The 18982-nt window shown below is 61.6% G+C and carries 12 protein-coding genes; 2 read left to right on the top strand and 10 right to left on the bottom strand.

Annotated elements, in window-relative coordinates:
- Position 1 precedes the first annotated feature (1 nt).
- Positions 2 to 1372: a DUF1329 domain-containing protein gene (locus Q8R10_RS18050; protein WP_305655257.1), complete on the top strand. Its 1371-nt coding sequence runs from the start codon at positions 2 to 4 to the stop codon at positions 1370 to 1372.
- Between the two features lie 331 nt (positions 1373 to 1703).
- Here the strand turns inward: Q8R10_RS18050 and Q8R10_RS18055 are convergent, their stop codons facing one another.
- Positions 1704 to 3425, bottom strand: coding sequence for a diguanylate cyclase domain-containing protein (locus Q8R10_RS18055; RefSeq protein ID WP_305655259.1), 1722 nt, complete (start codon positions 3423 to 3425; stop codon positions 1704 to 1706).
- Positions 3422 to 4495 (bottom strand): extracellular solute-binding protein, encoded by a 1074-nt coding sequence (locus Q8R10_RS18060; protein WP_305655261.1) that lies wholly within the window; start codon positions 4493 to 4495, stop codon positions 3422 to 3424. The genes Q8R10_RS18055 and Q8R10_RS18060 overlap by 4 nt, the downstream gene beginning before the upstream one ends.
- Before the next feature lie 205 nt (positions 4496 to 4700).
- Between Q8R10_RS18060 and Q8R10_RS18065 the strand changes: the two genes are divergently transcribed.
- The gene (locus Q8R10_RS18065; RefSeq protein ID WP_305655263.1) at positions 4701 to 5546 is read left to right on the top strand and encodes a mechanosensitive ion channel family protein; all 846 of its coding nucleotides are present in this window, start codon (positions 4701 to 4703) and stop codon (positions 5544 to 5546) included.
- A gap of 53 nt (positions 5547 to 5599) precedes the next feature.
- Here the strand turns inward: Q8R10_RS18065 and Q8R10_RS18070 are convergent, their stop codons facing one another.
- The 8 genes from Q8R10_RS18070 to Q8R10_RS18105 form a co-directional block, all read right to left on the bottom strand.
- On the bottom strand, positions 5600 to 9178 hold the full coding sequence (locus tag Q8R10_RS18070) for an EAL domain-containing protein (protein ID WP_305655265.1): 3579 nt from the start codon (positions 9176 to 9178) through the stop codon (positions 5600 to 5602).
- Positions 9179 to 9181: 3 nt separating this feature from the next.
- Positions 9182 to 10273, bottom strand: coding sequence for a chemotaxis protein CheB (locus Q8R10_RS18075; protein ID WP_305655267.1), 1092 nt, complete (start codon positions 10271 to 10273; stop codon positions 9182 to 9184).
- 65 nt (positions 10274 to 10338) lie between these two features.
- On the bottom strand, positions 10339 to 12534 hold the full coding sequence (locus Q8R10_RS18080; protein ID WP_305655269.1) for a response regulator: 2196 nt from the start codon (positions 12532 to 12534) through the stop codon (positions 10339 to 10341).
- A 7-nt stretch (positions 12535 to 12541) separates the two neighbouring features.
- On the bottom strand, positions 12542 to 14299 hold the full coding sequence (locus Q8R10_RS18085) for a methyl-accepting chemotaxis protein (RefSeq protein WP_305655271.1): 1758 nt from the start codon (positions 14297 to 14299) through the stop codon (positions 12542 to 12544).
- 50 nt (positions 14300 to 14349) lie between these two features.
- The gene (locus Q8R10_RS18090) at positions 14350 to 15990 is read right to left on the bottom strand and encodes a methyl-accepting chemotaxis protein (protein WP_305655272.1); all 1641 of its coding nucleotides are present in this window, start codon (positions 15988 to 15990) and stop codon (positions 14350 to 14352) included.
- Positions 15991 to 16008: 18 nt separating this feature from the next.
- Positions 16009 to 16620, bottom strand: a complete 612-nt coding sequence (locus Q8R10_RS18095) for a chemotaxis protein CheW (RefSeq protein WP_305655273.1) — start codon at positions 16618 to 16620, stop codon at positions 16009 to 16011.
- Positions 16605 to 18173: a CheR family methyltransferase gene (locus Q8R10_RS18100; protein ID WP_305655274.1), complete on the bottom strand. Its 1569-nt coding sequence runs from the start codon at positions 18171 to 18173 to the stop codon at positions 16605 to 16607. The genes Q8R10_RS18095 and Q8R10_RS18100 overlap by 16 nt, the downstream gene beginning before the upstream one ends.
- Positions 18160 to 18636: a chemotaxis protein CheW gene (locus Q8R10_RS18105; RefSeq protein ID WP_305655275.1), complete on the bottom strand. Its 477-nt coding sequence runs from the start codon at positions 18634 to 18636 to the stop codon at positions 18160 to 18162. The genes Q8R10_RS18100 and Q8R10_RS18105 overlap by 14 nt, the downstream gene beginning before the upstream one ends.
- Between the last annotated feature and the right edge of the window lie 346 nt (positions 18637 to 18982).

Genomic DNA, 18982 nt, shown 5'->3' on the forward strand with positions numbered 1-18982 from the left:
CATGACCAAGACTCTTTCCCTGCTGGCCCTGGCCATTTCCATCAGCCTCGGCGCGAGCCCGGCCCAGGCCGCCGTGTCGGCCGCCCAGGCCGGCGCGCTGAAAACCACCCTCACCCCGCTCGGTGCGGAACAAGCCGCCAATGCCGGCGGCAGTATCCCGGCCTGGACCGGTGGCCTGAGCAAGCCGCCGGCGAACTATCAAGGTGCTGGCAGCCACCAACCGGACCCATTTGCCGCCGATAAGCCGCTGTACAGCATCAGCAAAGCCAATCTGGCGCAATATCAGGCGCATCTGACACCGGGGCAAATTGCCTTGCTGAATGCCTATCCAAGCAGCTTTCGTATGCCGGTTTATACCTCCCGACGCACTGGCGCGGCCCCGCAGTGGGTGTATGACAACACCTTCGCCAATGCCACCAGTGCCAAGTTGCTCGAGGGCGGTAACGGCTTTAGTGATGCCTATGGCGGCACGCCTTTCCCTATTCCGCAAAGCGGCGTCGAGGCGTTGTGGAACCACATTGCCCGCTATCGCGGCAGCTATCTGGTGCGCCGTTCCAGCGAAGCCGGGGTACAGAGCAATGGCAATAAATCCATCGTCACCTCCCAGGACGAAGCGCTGTTTCACTTCTACGACCCCAAGGGTAATTACGCCGGGTTAAACAACAGCCTGTTTGATTACATGGGTTTCAGCACTTCGCCGGCGCGCCTGGCCGGTGGTGGACTGCTGGTGCATGAGACCCTCGATCAGGTCAAAGAACCGCGCCAGGCTTGGGCTTACAACGCCGGTCAGCGGCGGGTGCGGCGCGCGCCAACGGTCGCTTATGAAACCCCGGTAGAGGCGGTGGATGGCCTGCGCACCGTGGATGACACCGACATGTTCAATGGCTCACCGGATCGCTACAACTGGAAGCTGCTGGGCAAGAAAGAGATCTACATCCCCTACAATAACTACCGCATCGGCAACCCCGAGGTGAAGTACGACGATCTGCTGACCCCCGGCCATATCAACCCCGATTACACCCGCTACGAGCTGCATCGGGTCTGGGTGGTTGAGGGCACTTTGAAGCCGGGTATGCGTCACGTCTATTCCAAGCGTGTGCTCTACCTCGATGAAGACAGTTGGGGCGCGGCGGTGGTTGATCAGTACGATGGTCGTGGCGAATTGTGGCGGGTGTCCCAGGCGTACCTGAAAAACTACTACGAGCTGCCGACCACCTGGAGCGCTCTGGATACCTATCACGACCTGCAGGCGCACACCTACAGCGTGCAAGGCCTGGACAGCGAGGAGCGTGGCTCGGTCGATTTCAGCCAGCCATCCCCCGGTGATGGCGGCTTTACCCCTGCCGCGATGCGCCGCAAGGCCAGCCGCTAACTAGGCTCAAGGACCGCTGCGGTAAATGCCCAGGCCCCGTTTATCCGGGGCCTGGGCATTTAGGGTGATTAGTAAGGCGCTGTCCCAGTTATGTGTTGATCCCCGCCAAGTTGTTAACTGCCTGAGACCGGGCATTCGTAGGTTGGGTTAGCGGCAGGTGGTGTGACCTAAGCGGCGCAACGGTTTAAGCCGCCGCGTAACCCAACATGGGCCTATGCAGCGCTAATTCAGTAAAGAGTCTGAAATCGCTCGGTGGGTTACGCGGCGCACTGACTGCGAGCTGAGGCTTTGAGCCTGCGTGGCGCCGCTAACCCACCCTACGAAAGTTGCCTTAATACTCGCCACCATAGTGGAAGGTGTAGGTGTTGCGGCCGCTGTTTTTCGCGCTGTACATGGCGCTGTCGGCGAATTGCAGCAGTTGCTCGGCGCTGATGCCGTCGCGCGGGTAGAGGCTGACGCCGATACTGGCGCGGATGTTTAGCTCATGGCCATCAATCAGCAGGCTGCTTTGGAAGCGTTCATGGAGTTTTTGCACGATCTGCAGGATGTCTTTGGTCTGCTCAAAATGCTCCAGCAAGATTACAAACTCATCACCGCCCAGGCGTGCCACGGTATCCACCTCGCGGGTGATGGAGCTCAGTTGGCGGGCGATGGTTTGTAGCACTTGGTCGCCAATCCCGTGGCCGAGATGGTCGTTGATCTGTTTGAAGTGGTCCAGGTCAACGAACAGCACGGCCAGCGGTTTGCCGCTGCGGCGGGCATTGGCGATGGCGTGCTCCAGGCGCTCAAAGAAGCAGCGGCGATTGGGCAGGCCGGTCAGGGGGTCATGCTGGGCCAGGTGGACGAGGGCGTTGCGGCTGGCTTGCAGTTCGTTGAGCTGCTCAAGGATTTTCAGCTGCATGTCATGAAAGCTACGCGCCAGCTGGCCGAGTTCATCGCTGCGCAACACCGGCAGCTCAAGGACGCTGCGATCACGGGCGAAACCCTTGATTGAGACCATCATCTGGTGCAGTGGGCGGGTAATTGCGCGCGCGGTCAACGCCGCCAGCAATACCGTTAGCAGGCTCAGGATGGCGACAACCTTGGCGATGCCCCAGCCCAGTTGGTGCGCATCGCTGACGATAAATGCCGCGGGTTGCGCCAGGCCCAGGATCACGAAACGCTGAGTGTCGTGTTCATCCAGCTGCAGGCGCACAAAGCTGGCCACTAGGCTTTGGTCCTGGGTTGATCGACTCTTGATGGCCAGCTGGCTGCCGAGCAGTAAGTCGGCGACGGCCGGAAAGCTGTCTTGCAGCAAGATGCGCCGGCCACCGTCGAAGCCAAAGGTTTGGCTGGCATCCGGGTGAATCAAGATATCGCCCAGTTCGTTGCTTAAAAACACCTGATAGTGCGGCGGCAAGTCACTTTGCAGCTGTTGAAATAGCTGGTTAAGACCGATGTTTAACACCATCAGGTCGCTGGTGCTGTTGGGGTTGGCACTGCTGGCGAGTGGGCTGGAGAGGGTGATGGTCGGCTGATTAAGACCTGAGTGGGCACCGAGCTCATGGTTGATGGTGATCGGCGATAAATACACGCTGCCAGGCGGCAGTGTTCGCGCTTGAAAGACGTAAGGTAGGTGGGCTTTCTCTTGCAGTTGCGCGGCGCTGCTGCGCACTAACTGCTGGCCATCGCGCTCCACCCGCACGCGCTCCAGCCCATGCTCAGCGGTGCCGATCAGGCGAATCTGCAAGTACTGCGGATGCAGCTTGAGCAGGTTGCTAAAGGTCTCGGCTAGCTCGCTAGCCTCTTCGGCTGCCCGGTTTTTGCCGGCGCGTTCAACCAGGTTACGGGTCTGCGGCAGGCTGTAGAGCAGGCGCAAGTCTTGGGTGGCGTTGGCCAGGCTTGACTGCAGGTTGCGCCCCAGCACTTGGGTGGCGGTCAGCAGATCCCGTTCGGCAGCGCTCAGCAGCATGCTGCGGCTGGTGGCATAGGCGTAGTAGCCGATCAGCACCGTGAGCAAAATGCCGAACAGGGTAAAGGCGCAGCTGAGCTTAAAACGGATGCTGTAGTTCATGGCTGGCTGTTCATCGGGGCCGACTCTGGGCCGGAGAGTGTTGGCAGCCGCTCGCCGGAGCGAATGCGGCTCCAGAGTTGCGCGCGGCGGGCGTCATCTTCGGCCGGCTCCAGCCAGATTATTTTGTCCAGATTGCTGTTTTCAGTGCCCGCTTCGAGGGTGTTGGAGAGCCCTTGACGGCGGCTCAGCTCCTGACTGATGCGCGGCTCGAGGGTGAAGTTGATCCAGTCTGCGGCCAGGCGTGGATTTTTGGCGCCGCGACTGACGGCCCAGCAATCGAGCCAAGACAGGGCGCCTTCTTGGGGGATGACATAGCCCGCGTCGACGCCGGCCTCCAGCAGGAGTTTGAGTTGCTGACGACCATAGTTGGCGTACAGCAGGGCGATCTTGTGCTGGCGAAAGAGTTCTACCGACTCTTGTGGCAGGGTGTAGAAGGTCAGCACGTTACGGCGCAGTTCAAGCAGCTTGGCACTGACGGCGGCAAACTCGGCGTCCTTGATTTGAAACGGCGCGCCGCCGAGCAGCAGGTTGGTGATGGAAAAATTATGGGTGGCGCCATCGTAGGCCAGTACCCGGCCCTGGTACTGAGGGTCCCACATACTGGCCAACGAGCTGGGCGGGCTACTGAACTGGGCGCGATCATAGATCAGGCCCATCTCGGCGAAGGTGTAAGGCACGGCGTAAATAGTGCCGTCGCGGCTAATGCCGGGAATGCTTTGCAGGTTGCGAAAGCGCCAGAGTTGGCGTTTGGTGTTGGGGATGTCGGCCAGCTGTAGCGGTTGCACTAACTGTTGGTCGATGTAGTGCTGCATCTCGGCGGTGTTGGCGGCAAATACATCGTAATCGCCACCCTGATGGCGGCTTATCTTGGCCCGCAGTACTTCGTCGGTGTCGATAAATGTCACCTCGACCTTGACTCCGTAGCGGCTGGCAAACTCCTCGACCAGATCGCTGTCGGCATAGCCTGGCCAGGTCAGGATGCGCAAGGTTTCCTGAGCGTGCAGCGCGGCGACCGGCAGCGCGGCAAGCAGGCTAATCAGCAGCAAACCAGTCAGGTGGCGCAAGTGCATGGGGCGGTACCAAAAACGCAGCGGTTAATTGGAGTGTATACGCTGTTGGCATAGGCGCTGGCCGCCGGCCAAGTGGTCGCACGGCGGGGTAGTTGTTTGCCTTATGTAATTGTAGTGGCCTAGCGCCAGTGGTGCGCGGCGCGATAGAGGCAAAGCCTGCAGCATGCTAGTTTTGCCCGCTACTTTACCCACTAAGGAATCTGTTATGGATCAAACAACGCTGGTGAATGCAGGGACTGAAAAAGCCAATGCCTTGATGATGCTGGTCACTCAGTACGGCGCAGAGTTTGGCGTCAAGGTATTAGCTTCGCTGGCTTTTTGGCTGATCGGCCGCTGGCTTATTCGGTTTTCCGTGGGGTTGGTACAGAGCTCGTTAGGTCGGCAGAACGTTGATCCGACAGTGCTGCGTTATGTCGGCTCGTTTATTACCGTGACCCTGAATATCCTGCTGGTTATTGGTGTGCTCGGTTATCTCGGTGTGCAGACCACCACTTTTGCCGCCTTGCTGGCCGCCGTAGGCCTGGCGATTGGTCTGGCGTGGTCGGGGTTGTTGGCCAACCTGGCGGCTGGCGGTTTTATTATCGTGTTGCGCCCGTTCAAGGTAGGCGATGTGATTTGCGCGGGAGGGGTTACCGGCACAGTGACCGAAATTGGCTTGTTTGTGACCGCGATTAATACCGCCGACAACATCCTGACGCTGGTGGGCAACAATAAGATTTTTGCCGACAATATCCAGAACTTAAGCCACAACGCCTATCGCCGGGTTGATCTGCTGGCCCAGTTATCCAACGCTGCTGATTACCAGGCCGCCATTGACTTGCTCAAAGCCCGCCTTAGCGCGGTGCCGAATGTCTTGGCAGAGCCTGCCGTGGATGTCGAGATTCTCGAGTTTAATCTGCTCGGACCGGTGCTGGCGGTGCGTCCCTATTGCCAGCCAAGTAACTATGGCCAGGTGTTTTTTGCCAGCAACAAGGTGATTAAAGATACCTTGGGCAGCGCTGACTTTCCGGCGCCGATGGCCACGCAAACGCTGATCATGCAGCAGCCCTAAGAACCTGCGGCGCCTAGGGCTATTGCACTGCGTGCCGCTAATAGCTGCGGCAGTTACTGCTCGGTTAGCTGTTGGCGCATGCGCTTGTTCTCGCGATGCAGCTCGCGCAGCTGGAAGGCCTCGCGCAGCTGGTTGCGCAAATCGTCCTGCTCCCAGGGTTTGGTGAAGAAGCGATACATAAGGCCCTCATTGATCGCCCTGAGGATGATGCCGATTTCGCTGGAGCCACTGAGCACCATGCGGACGACGTCGGGGTGAATGATTTTGATCTGGCGCAAGAAATCCAGGCCGTTCACATCGGCCAGACGCACGTCGCTCAACACCACATCAATGGCGTGGGTGGCCAGCAGCTTGAGCGCCTCGTGACTGCTGCTGGCGGAGATGATCCGGTAGTTCTCCAGCCGCAGTGCCCGCTGCAAGGCGCTGAGAATGGCGGGTTCGTCGTCGACGATAAGCAGATAGCGCGGGCTGTCGTCGAGAATATTGGTGGGCAGCGTGAGCAACGAACCCTCCTGTTGCAGAAACTGCAGGCACGCCTGGGGCGGCAGCGGTGGCGAATAAAAATAACCCTGCAGCTCATCGCAACCGGCGGTGCGCAGAAAGCCCAGTTGTTCGGCGTTTTCCACCCCTTCGGCAATCACCTGGATGCCCAGGTTATGGCCGATGGCGATCATCGAGCGGGTCAGCGAGGCGCTGTCGGGGTCGGTGATGATGTCGGTGATAAAGCTGCGGTCGATCTTTAGCTGGCTGAAGGGGAAGCGCTTCAGATAGCCCAGCGACGAATAGCCGGTGCCGAAGTCGTCGATGGAGAAACGAATGCCCTGAGCGCAGAGCTGCTGCATCTTGTGCAGAACGTCGTCGGCATTGGTCATCAGAATGCTTTCGGTCAGTTCGATCTTGATCCAGCGCGGTGAAATTCCATGGGTCTGCAAGATCGCCAAAATCCGCTCGACGTAGTCAGGCTCGGCGAAACTGATGGCCGAGAAGTTAACCGCGATACTCAGGTCCTGGTTGAACAGTTCACGCCAGATCGTCAGCTGCTGGCAGACCGCCGCGAAGACATAGAAATCAATGGCGACTATCCAGCCGCTCTCCTCGGCGAGCGGGATAAAGTCGTTGGGTTGCACCATTTTGCCCTGCCGGTTCCAGCGCACCAGCGCTTCGAAACCGCAGAGACGGCCGTTGTGCAGATCGAGTTGCGGTTGATAGACCACCAGGTATTCATGGTTCTGCAGGGCGTGGCGCGTCTCGCGCTCGATCAATAAGCGCTTCTGCACCTGTTCGTTCATGGCCGGCATAAAGGCGCAGATACGGTTACGTCCTTGATGCTTGGCCTGGTACAGCGCCGTGTCGGCATTGCGCAGCAGGGTGCCAGCGTCGCGGCCATCGCTGGGGAAGCAGCAAAAACCAATGCTGCAACTAACGGCCACTTCCTGCTCGTCGAGCATCAGCGGGGTGGCAATACTCTGCTTGAGTCGTTCGAGCCAAGCGAGCTGTTCACCGAGCTGATCGGAGTTGGCCAGCAGAATGATGAACTCATCGCCGCTCAACCGCGCCACAGTGTCGATCTTGCGCGCGCAGTCGCGCAGGCGCGCCGCGATCTGGATCAGCAATTGGTCGCCGGCGTTGTGGCCGAGGCTATCGTTGATCACCTTGAAGTTATCGATATCCATAAAGGCCAGGGTGAACTGGCGGTTGGTGTTAGTGGCAAAGGCGATGGCCTGGCTGATGCGGTCATTGAGCAGGTTGCGGTTCGGTAGCCCGGTCAGGCTGTCATGGTTGGCCTGGTGTTCGAGTTCTTCCTGGTAGCGTTTGCCTTCGGTGATGTCGTGCAGGATGCCGACGAAGTGGCTGACCTTGCCGCGGTCATTGATCACCGGGGCGACCTTGAGGTCGTTCCAGAACGGCGAGCCATCCTGGCGATAATTGCGCAGCAGCGCGCCACCTTCTTCCTGGGCCTGCAGCGCCCGGCGGATATGGCTGAGCCCGGCTTGGTCGTGATTGTCACCCTGCAGAAAGCGGCAGTTACGGCCGAGCACCTCGCAGGCGGCGTAGCCGGTGATGCGCTCGAAGGCTGGGTTAACGTAAACAATGGGTTGGTCGGGCTGCTCATTGTCGGTGATTACCACCGCATTGACGCTGGCCTCCACCGCCCGCGTGCGGGTGCGCATTTCCAGGTCGCGGCGGCGCTGTTCGGTGATGTCCTGGATCACCACTATGGCACCCTGGATCACCTCATGGGTGTCGAGGAAGGGCACCGCCGAGTTAAGGATGGTCTTGCGCACGCCCTCGAACGTCTCGATATCGATGACTTCGTTGCGCGACACTTGGCCATGCTGCACGGCGCGCATCATCGCCCAGTCTTGTCCGGCAAGCGGCTCGCCGCTTTCCGCCCACCAGCCGCGGTACTGGTTGTAGCCCTCGCTGCCGACCGGGTGTGGCCCGCCCCAGATCAAGCTGCTTTCGGGGTTGCTCATGATCAGCCGGCCCTGTGGGTCGGTGACCAGTACGCCGACCGGCAGGCTGTCGAGCACTTTGCGCAGCAGCGCCTCGCTCTTGGCCAAGGCCGCGGTGCGCTGCTCCACCAGTTGCTCCATGCTCTCGAACAGCCGGGCCCGGCCCAGGGCCATGGCCAACTGGCGGCCGATCGAGGCCAGGGCCAGCAGGGCTTCGTTAGACCAGGCCCGCGCATGGTTCTGCACCACATTCAATAGGCCGATGGTTTCACCGCCGAGCAGCAGTGGTATGCAAGCGTGCACAGACTCCCCAGCTTGCTCGGTCAAGGCCGGACACTCAGCGATATTGCAGGGCATGCTCAGCTTGTCGCTCAACCAGGCGTGCCGGCAGGGGCAGTTCTTTGCGCAGTTGCTCAGTTGTTCGAGGCCGTAGGCGCGGCCACGTCCGCGCGCACCGACCACCTGGGCCGGCTCACTCGGGTCGTCGGCGTCGGCCATCAATAACCAGGCGCCCTGGGTGTCGGGGAACTCCAGGATGCGCTGTAGCGCGGCATCGATGACATGCCGTTCGCTCTTGGCATCGCTCAGGCCGCTGGTGAAGTGAAACAAGCAATTGAGCAGCGTGTTGCTGCGGGTCAGTTCGTCATGCTTGGCCTGTAGCTGGTGATTGAGGTGCACGCCCTGCTCATAGGTGGAGATCAGCAGATCGAGAATCTGCTGGCGGCCGGCGGTAATGAAGTGCCGCTCGCCCTCGAGCACCACCTCGACGCCCATCTGCACACGTTCGTGACCGCGCAATTCGAGATTGACCAGGAAGTAGCGGATGCGCGACATCAGGTACTTCTCATCGTAAGGTTTAACGATGAAGTTATCGGCGCCGCACGCCAGCCCGTGCACCACGTCCCGCGCATCGGCCAGGGAAGTCACCAGAATCACCGGAATGCCTTGGGTCGCGGGGGTGTTTTTCAGTTGGCGGCACAGCTCATAGCCATCCATTTCGGGCATCACAATATCGCTGATGATGATGGTCGGCCGCTGCTCGGCGAGCATCGCCAGCGCTTCGATGCCGTTGCGCGCGACGCGCACTTTGCAACCGGCTGACTCGAGTATGTATTGCAGCTCGGTGGCCTGGGTCGGACTGTCCTCGACGATCAAAATCTCGGCGTCGGTGTACATGGCTTATTCCCTCTTGCCTAGCGAATTTGGTGGCACTAGTTGTGTGGCTATCAGGTTCAGCAATAATCCTATGTCTTCCGGCGGCAACACCTGTCGCGCCGCCTGCAGGTCGATGGCAGCTCTGGGCATGGAGTCGATCACCGCGCTGCTGGGCTCCTGGACCAGGGTCAAGGCGCCGGTTTTGTACAGTTCGGCCAGCCCTTGGGCGCCGTCGCGGCCCATGCCTGATAGCTGGATGCCGATCGCCTGTTTACCAAACTGCTGCGCCACCGAGCGAAACAGGTAGTTGGCCGAGGGGCGCAGATGTTCCTCCGGCGGCCCCGTGTGCAGGCGCACGCGGCGCTCTGCGGAAAAACCCAGGTGCACGCCGTCAGGGGCGAGATAGAGCACCCCTGGCGTGAGTATCTGGCCCTCTTCGGCCACCGCGACCGGCAGGGCCGACAGGCTGGCTAACCAGTCACGAAAGCTCAGCAGAAAGCCGTTGGCGATGTGCTGGACCAAGATCAGTGCCCAGGGTTGTGGCAGCAGCAGGGTCTGCAGCAAGGTTTTGAGGGCCACCGGTCCGCCGGCTGAGGCGGCGATGGCGACCAGTTGAGGCGTGTTGTTAACGGTGTTGTTAACGGTGTTGTTAATCAGTTGCGGGACGCTATGCTGCTTGCCGGATGCGCCCTCAAGCTTGCGCGGGCGCCGGACTATTTTGACCTGGGCCATGTTGCGCAGCACTTGCAGCACTTGCAGCACTTCGTGCATACGCTGGCTAAAGTCTGCTGCCGCGGGACCAGAGGGTTTTTCCAGCACCGCCAGCGCGCCCGCCTCCAGGGCGCGCATGGCGGTTGCGGTGGCATAGGGGTCGGCGCTGGCAGTTATTACCACCACCGGCAGAGCGTGCTTTTCGAGTATCCGTGCGGTGGTTTCATAGCCATCCATGTCGGGCATATGCACGTCCATGGTGACTATGTCAGGGGTGTAATCTTCCAGTATTTTTAGGGCCTGCGCCCCGCTGCTGGCCTCGCGTACCTGGTAGCCCTCGGCCTCGAAGACGCTGCGCAGCAGCAGGCGCGTGACCCCCGAGTCGTCGACTATTAGTATGCGCATGCCGTTACTCCTCAGTTAGAGCCGGCTCATGATCGACTGCGCGCGCCACGATCTTGAGCCGGGTTTTAGATTAGTCGGCGGATGGCATCCAGCAGACTCTCCTGCTCGAAACCACTTTTCACCAGATAAGCATTGGCGCCGGCCTCCAGCCCGCGCGCGCGGTCTTCGGCCGAATGCAAGGCGGTCACCAACACCACGGGTAGATTGGCCAGGTCGCGGTCGGCGCGAATCCGGCTGGTCAGGGTGAAACCATCCAGGCGCGGCATCTCGACGTCGGAGACCAGCAGATCGAATTGCCCCTGCTTCAGTGCATTCCAGGCCTCCAGCCCGTCGTTGGCGGTGGCCACTTGATAGCCGGCGGTCTCGAGAATCGCCTTCAGCAGGCCCCGCGAGGTGAAGGAGTCTTCGGCAATCAGTAGTCGCTGTTGCGCCACGGCACTGCGCTGCTGATTTTGTTGGCTGAGGCTGGAGCCGGAGGTTTCCAGGGCGCTGCGATAAAGGTCGGTGGGATGCAGAATAGGCACCAGCTGACCATCGCCGAGTACGGTCGCCCCCAGCAGATTGCGCACCCGCAATAGTTGCCGGCCAAGGCTCTTGACGGTGATTTCCTGGTCGCCCAGCAACTCCTCCACCAGCAATGCGAAGCGCTCGCCACGCACCTTGAGGACCAGCAGGGTTAATTCGCTGGCGCTCTGCTCGAGGCTGGCCAGGCCGAGCACATCGGCCAACGGCCAGACCGGCAATACGTCGCCGGCGAGCACCACCGACGGGCGGTTCTCCAGATTTTTCATCGCGCTGCTGGGCAGCCGCAGGCAACGTTCGACCGCCAGCGCCGGGATCGCAAACACCCGTTCGGCGTTGCGCACTATCACCGCGCGAAAGGTCGATAGGCTCAGCGGCAGATGCAGATGAAAGCAGGTGCCCTGGGCCGTGGACTCCAGCTCGATACGTCCGCCGAGGCGCTCGACCACCTCCAGCACTATGGCCATGCCCAGGCCGCGGCCGGAGAGGTCGGTGATGATGGCGCTGGTGGATAAGCCCGAGCAGTAGATCAGCGCCAAGACTTCGTTATCGGCGAGCTCCGCAGCTTGTTCGGTGGTTTGCAGGCCGCTGGCGACGGCGCGGTTTTTCAGCTGGTTAAGGTCGATACCGCGACCATCGTCGCTGACCCGTAACTCGAAGCGATCCGCCGACTCTTGCAGCAGTTCTACTTGCAACAGGCCGACCGGCGCTTTGCCGGCCTGGCTGCGCTGCTGCGGGGTTTCCAGGCCATGGTCGATGGCATTGCGCAGCAGGTGGGTGAGCACCGTGCGCAACTCGTCGAGAATACGTTTGTCGACTTGCAGGCTGTCACCGCTGATCTGCAGTTCGACCCGCTTGCCGGCTTGGCTGGCGAGGTCTTGCACCATGTCCGGCAAGCCTTCCATCAGGCTGCTGCCAGAGAGCAGCAGCACCGCTTGCAGCTCGCTGAACAAAGACTCTGAGAGCTGCGTCAGGCCTTGGGCCAAATGCTTGCCGGTTTTTTCCAGGCGGGTGGCGCTGAAGTGCAGGCGGTCGAGTTGCGCCAGGCTCCAGTCGAGGTAATCGAGCACGGTTTTCAGGCCGTCGTGGGCATTTTGTGGCAGTTCATCGAGGCCCTCGCGTAACTGTTTGAGGGCTCCACTACTGAGCAGGCGTTTGCTGCGCAGCGGCTCAAAGGCTGCCGCATGGGCCTTGAGATTAAGCAGGTGGGCCTGGGCCTCGAGCTTGTGTTGCAACAACGCCTCGCTCTGAAACAGCAGTGAGTCCAGGCGCTGGGTCGAGACCCGTACCGTGCTCGGGTCCAGCGCTATTGCCGGCCCGCTCGGTGCAGTCGGTGGCAGGCTCACCGCCTCGCCGAGCGCGGCGGCCTCCAGGTTGTCGATCAAACGGGCTTGCTCATCGTCATCCAACGCTTGCCCGGCGTGCAGTTTTTGCACGGCCTTCAGGGCATGCCGGCACAGTTCAACCCGCTCCGCGGTCAGGCTCAACTGCCCACGGCGCACCACCCCCAACAGGCTCTCCCAGGCATGGCAGAGCTGCTCGATGGGCAGCAATCCCGCCGCCCTGGATGCCCCTTTAAGGCTGTGCACCTCGCGAAACAGCGATTCGATCGATTCGCTGCTGGCGCTGGTCTCGCGCCAATTGGCCAGGCCGTCGGCCAATATGCCCAGGCGCTCCTCGGCCTCGACCCGGAAACTGGCCAGTAAGCGTTGCCTGAGCGCCTCGCGATCTAGACTCATGGTCGGCTCACAGTTTGAACTGGGCCGCCAGGCCCTTAAGCTTCAGGCCCAGCTGATGCAGATTGCGCGCCGCCAAGTCGACCTGGCGGGTGCCGCCTACGTTGTCCTGGCTGGCCTGGTGAATGCTCTCCATGGCGCTGCCGATCTGGTCCATGCCGATCATCTGCTGCTGGCTGGTGGCGGCGATCTGCAGGGCCATTTCGCTGGACTCCTCGATGCTGCTGCTCAGGGTGCGGATCGCCTCGCCGCTGACTTCGGCGCGTTGGTAGCCGCTTTCCACGGTTTTGCTGCCTTGTTCGGCCTGCAGCACCGCCTTGCTCATGGCCTTCTGGATTTCACTGAGAATGCCGCGCACCTGGGCGGTGGCCTGCTTGGATTGCTCGGCCAGGGTCTTGACCTCCTGGGCCACCACCGAGAAGCCTTTACCGACCTCGCCGGCCTTGACCGCCTCGATTGAGGCATTGACCCCCAAGAGGTTGGACTGCTCGGCCAGGTCGTTGACCGAGGCGACTATCTCGCCGATGGACTGGCTCTGCTCGCCCAGGCGCATGATGCTTTCGGCCACCGCCTGCATCTGCTCACGAATCTGGCGCATGCCTTTGAGCGTCTCGTCCAGTGCCTGGCGTCCGCCCAGGGCAACTTGGCGGCTGCGTCCCGTGCTCTCGACTACCGACTGCGATTTGCCGCCGGCGAGAATGGCGGTCTGTTTGACTTCCGCCACGGTGGTGGCGATCTCGCTGATGGCAGTGGCGGTTTCCTGGGTGCTGGCGGCCACCTGGGTGGTGACTGCGAGTATCTCTTCGCTGGAGGCCGCCAGCACAGCGATCCCCTCGTTTAGCTCCAGCACCAGCCGGCGCAGGTTGCCGACCATGGTGGCAAAAGCGCGGCCCAACACATCTTGCTCCGCTACCTGCTGGCTATCTTCATGCAACTGGCCCTGCGCCATGGCCTCGGCTTTGGCGGCTAAGGCTTGTAGATAGCGGCCCATGCAGGTGAAGGCTTGACCCAAACGACCGACTTCATCCTGGCGGGCGTTGTCGGTCATTTCCCGCGGGATTTCGCCGCCGCTGATCTGTTCGGCCCAGCCGGTCAGGCGCGCTAACGGTTGGGCAATATGGCGGCTGAGCAGCCAGGCCAGCACGGCCGCCGCGACGATTAGCAGCAGACCGAGTTGCAAGATTCGCTGGTGCACTACCGCCAGGGCCTGGCGTGACTGCTCCAAACCATCGGTGACGCGCTGGTTGGTGCGCTCGGCCAACTGCTGGCCGAGTGCGCGCAGCCGCGCTAATTGCTCGCTGTGCTCGCCGGCGATCAAGCCGCGTGCCTCCTCCAGCCGTTCGCTGCGCAGCAGCGGCAACACCTTGCTGTCGCGGGTATGCAGGTAGGCGGCACGGGTGCTTTGCAGTTGATCAAGCAGCTCGATAGTCGCCGGGTCCTCCTTTACCCCAGCCCGCAGCTGCTCCAGCAGTTGGCTGTTGGTTTCGGTGCGCTGGCGAATTTCCTGTTCATGGCTCTTCAGGTTCCCCGTGGGCCCCTCGGCGACGATCTCCAGCAGTTCGGTGCGCTGCAAATTGAGGTTGGACAGCAGCTCTTTGACGTCGGACATCCGCTCGTAGCGGCGTTTGAATTGCAGCTCTTCGGCTTCCTGCAGGCCAGTAAAGTGCTCCAAGCTGGTGAGCAGCAGGGCGCCAAAGCCTAGAATCAAACCGCCGAAAGCCAGCATCAATTTGCTGCCGATGCTGAGGTTTGTGATCTTACCCATCATGCTGCGTCTCCTTGGGTGCATGCCTTGGTGCGCGACTGGGGGGGCGCTGCTCACAGCTTGAATTGACCGGCCAGGCCCTTGAGTTTCAGGCCCAGCTGGTGCAGGTTGCGCGCCGCCAGATCGACCTGCCGGGTGCCGCCGACATTGTCCTGGCTGGCCTGGCGAATGTTCTCCATGGCGCTGCCGATCTGGTCCATGCCAATCATCTGTTGCTGGCTGGTGGCGGCGATCTGCAGGGCCATTTCACTGGACTCCTCGATGCTGCTGCTCAGGGTGCGGATCGCCTCGCCGCTGACTTCGGCGCGTTGGTAGCCGCTTTCCACGGTTTTGCTGCCTTGCTCGGCCTGCAGCACCGCTTTGCTCATGGCCTTCTGGATTTCGCCGAGAATGCCGCGCACCTGGGCGGTGGCCAGCTTGGATTGCTCGGCCAGGGTCTTGACCTCCTGAGCCACCACCGAGAAGCCCTTGCCGGCTTCACCGGCTTTGACCGCCTCGATTGAGGCATTAACCCCGAGTAAATTGGACTGCTCGGCCAGGTCGTTGACCGAGGCGACTATTTCGCCGATGGTCTGGCTCTGTTCGCCCAGGCGCATAATACTTTCGGCCACCGCCTGCATCTGCTCACGAATCTGGCGCATGCCTTTGAGTGTCTCGTCCAGTGCCTGGCGCCCGCCCTCGGCGACCAGGCGGGTACGTTCGGTGCTTGCGGCCACAGATTGCGATTTGCTACCGGCGAGAATCGCGGTCTGTTTGACTTCCGCCACGGTGGTGGCGATCTCGCTGATGGCAGTGGCGGTTTCCTGGGTGCTGGCGGCCACCTGGGTGGTGACCGCGAGTATTTCTTCGCTGGAGGCGGCCAGTACCGCGATGCTCTCATTCAACTCCTGTACCAGCTCGCGTAAATAACCGCTCATATTGACGAATGCCTGTGCCAGGCGCCCGACCTCATCCTGGCGGGCGCTGGCGGCGACCTCTCTGGGGATTTCCCCGCGGCCGATTTGTTCGGCCCAGCCGGTCAGGCGCGCCAGCGGTTGGGCGATGTGCCGGCTTAAGAGCCAGGCCAGCAGGGCCGCGGCGGTCACCAGCGCCAAGCCGAGTTTGAACAGCAGGTCGCGCTGGGTCTGCAGCGCCAGACGGGAGTTCTCCTGCCCCTGTGCGACCCGCTGCTCAGCCAGTTCGCTCAGCTGTAGGCCTAATTCCTCGATCTTGTTCGCCCGTTCGCTCTGGGCGCCCCGATACAGGTCGCGTGCCTCCTGAAGTTGGTCGGCGCGGATTAACGGCAGCAACTGCGTGTCACGAACCTGGGCGAAGGCGGTGCGGGTCTCTACCAGGGGATCGATGATGGCCTTGGCCTCAGCGTCGCTTCCCATCGTCTCGCGCAGGCGTTTGACTAGCTCGTCGTTGAGTTTGGCGCGGCGGCGGATCTCAGCCTCATGTTGCTCCAGTTCGACCCCAGGGCCAGCGCTCATGGCCAGCAGCACGCTGGCGCGCGAGGCGGCGATATTGACGCGCAGCTCCTTGATCGCGGAGGCCCGCGCGTAACTCTGCTGAAACAGCAGCGCCTCGGCTTGCTGCAAGGCGACGAAGCGCTCCTGGCTGATATACAGCAGGCTGCCGAAGCCCAGAATCAGCACGCCGAAGGCCAGCATCAATTTGCTGCCGATTCGTAGGCTCATCACATTGCCAGTCATGGGTGTCTCTCCTTGTGCTTATTCATCGGACGCGATGCGCAAACTGGGATCGCCCAGCAAGCGTGCGCCATCCAGTACCGTCCATTGTTCGGCTGTGACGCCAAGCAGGTAACTGGCGCGCAGCCCGGAAAGATTGGCCAACCCGCTCTGCAGGCTGTCGCGTTTGATTCGTGCTATCCCCTGCACCCGGTCGATCAGCAGGCCAAATTCCATTTCTGAGCTCTGCAAAATAGCCAGGAAGTTTTTGTCCGACAGTCCGCTGATGGGCAGCTCGAAAAACACCCGCAGGTCGAGCACCGAGACGATATGCCCGCGCACATTGACTATTCCCAGCACAAAGGGCGGGGTATTAGGCAGCGGGGTGAACTGCGGCAACGGCAGGACACTGGCAATATGTTCGGTTTCGATGGCGTAGACCTCGTCGCTGAGGTTGAAGCACAGCACCTCGAGCCAGGCATCCGGGTCTTCTTGTGGCACGCTTTGGGCCCACTCGCGGGTGCGTGCTTGCAGACGTGCCTCGCGCTCTTGGGGGGCGATGGCAAAGCCCGCGTCGATACGCCGCTCGAACTCGGCGAGCCGTTCGTGGATCAAGTCCCAGCGTTGGTCGTTGGCGTTCACTGGCTCGGGCATGCGGCGTGGTCCTCGATTAATTGTTCACAGAGCCTGAGTAATTGGCCGCAACTGAGGCCGTCGCCCTCTGGCAGCAAAGCCTCCTGGGGGTGCTGCTGGAGTAATTGCCGGCAGATCTGCAAGGCCTTGTTACTGGCACTCAGGCGGCCTTCGGTGCGCAGCAGCCGGGCTTGGTGAAAGTGCGCCAGGATAAAGTCCGGCTTCAGGTAAAGGCTCTTTTGCAGCGCCACCAAGGCGGCCTTGGGTATGCCGTTTTGTTGCGCCAGCAGGGCCATCAGCCAGTACGCGCTGGCTGAATTGGGCTCGAGCAGCAGGGCGCGCTGTAACCAGTCTTCGGCCTCTGCGCTGCGCTGTTGATCGGCCCAGCTACGGGCCATCAGCAGGCAGGCGTGGTGCTTTTGCGCCTGACCCAGGCCGGCGCAGGCCAGGTACTCGAGCAGGGCTTGTTGGGCTTGGGCGTGCTGGCCGCCGGCCTGGGCTTGCCGCGCCAGTTGCCAGAGTTGCGCGTGGACGGGTTCAGCGCTGAGTGGCGACTCGGCAGCCATGCAGTTGCTGGTTACCGGCGCCTGGGCTGCCGGGCTTGGCGCATGGTCTACGGCCGCCGTAGCGCTGGCCGGCACCTGCTTGCGCAGCTGCGACCCGAGCAATGGCGGGGCCGTACTCGGTAAATTTGCCGGCCGTGGGGCGGGCAGGTGGCTGCTGGCACTCAGCGCGTAGTTGCAGCCGGCCCAGAAACCGCTAAGGCCGGCTTGGGTGGCGATACCGGCTTCGACGGCGCTGAGCAACAGCAAGCCGTCGCGGGTCAGGCAGCTGAGCAGGCGGCGCAGGGTGACTGCCGCCCGTTCCGGGGAGAAGTACATCAACACGTTGCGGCAGAGAATCAGGTCGACCTCGCTCAGCCCCCGCGCGGGATCGGGCAGCGGGCCGGTGGCCAGGTTGTGCTGGAAAAAATGGATGCGCTCACGCCACTGCGGCCGCACTTGCCAGAGTCGGCCCTTGGCTTGGAAGTAGTGCTGGCGAAACACCTCTTCGTTGCTGCGGAAGGCATTTTGACCATAGTCGGCCTGTTTGGCGCGGGCCAGAGAGTCGCTATTGAGATCGCTGGCCAGCACCGTCAGTGACCAGCTGGGCCGCTCTGCGCCGAGCAGTTGGTCGAGTAAAAACAGCAGGCTGTAGGCCTCTTCGCCGGTGCAGCAGGCAGCGCTCCAGATGCGCAAATGGCGCTGTCCCGCGAGGCGTCGGTGTTTCAGTAGCGGGGGGAAGTAGTTGTTGGCCAGCCAGTCGAGCGCTTCGGCATCACGGCGGAAATAGGTTTCGCCGACGGTAAACGCTGGGGTCAGCGCTTGGATCAAGGCCGCGTCCCAGTCGGCGAAGGCTTGGGCCTCCAGCCACACCGGCAGGTCGGTTACCGCCTGTTCGGCAGCCAGCAGTTTGAAGCGGCGCAGCAGGTCTGCGCTGCGCTCGCCGGAGAAATCCGCGCCCAGGTGCTGGTGGACCTTGCTGATCAGCACCTCGAGCACGCGAGGCGAGCACAGCGCCTCAGCCACGTTCATCGGTGCTTCCGTGGGCTGCTAGTGCGGCGGCCAGATGCTCTTCATCCGCGTCGCTGAGCACTTGTTCGACATCCTGGATCAGTAAGAGGCCCTCGGCGGTACGTACCACGCCTTTGAGAAAACTCGATGGCACCTGTGGATGGGGGGCTGGAACGAAGTCTTGGGCGGCGCAGCTGTGCACGGTTTCCACCGATTCGACCGGGATTAGCAGCTCGCGGCGCGGGGTCTTGAGCCAGAGAAACGGTTGCCACAAGGCCGCTGGCGCCGCTGGCCAGGCGAAGCGCTGAGCCAAGTTGACCACCGGCAGCAGCCGTCCATGCACATTAACCAGGCCGAGCACTGTGTTTGGCGCCCCCGGCAAGGGCGTGCAAATCAGCGCCGGCAGCACCCGCACGACCGTCTCGAGCGCTACCGCAAGGTGTTGCCCGGCCAGCCAAAAGGGCAGCACTAGATGGCTATCCATAGATGTTTCCAGTTGCTGCGAGTTATTAGCGTTTACCTTAGTTCAGTGCTCGCTCGCGTCCAGTATTGCCTTACGTTGGCTCTGGGATTCCAGCGCGCAACTGCGGCACAAATTACCGGCATGGCGTTGCCGCAGCAGGCCAGGTTTTGGGCGGCTTGCGGGTGTGTGAGGGCTGGAATTGACGGCAAAACGTAGGGCGGGCTTCAGCCCACCCTTGTATGTTGAGGTCATCGTTAAACAGTAGGCTCAAACACGCTGTTGACGATAATCAGTAAGGTTCCGGGGAGGCCGTCCCACCCTAGAGACGCATTGCGATCTCGTTTGTAGAGAGGCCCCCCGCCTCATT

The sequence above is a fragment of the Pseudomonas sp. genome (genome assembly GCF_030698175.1).
In the GTDB taxonomy this organism is placed as follows: Bacteria; Pseudomonadota; Gammaproteobacteria; order Pseudomonadales; family Pseudomonadaceae; genus Aquipseudomonas.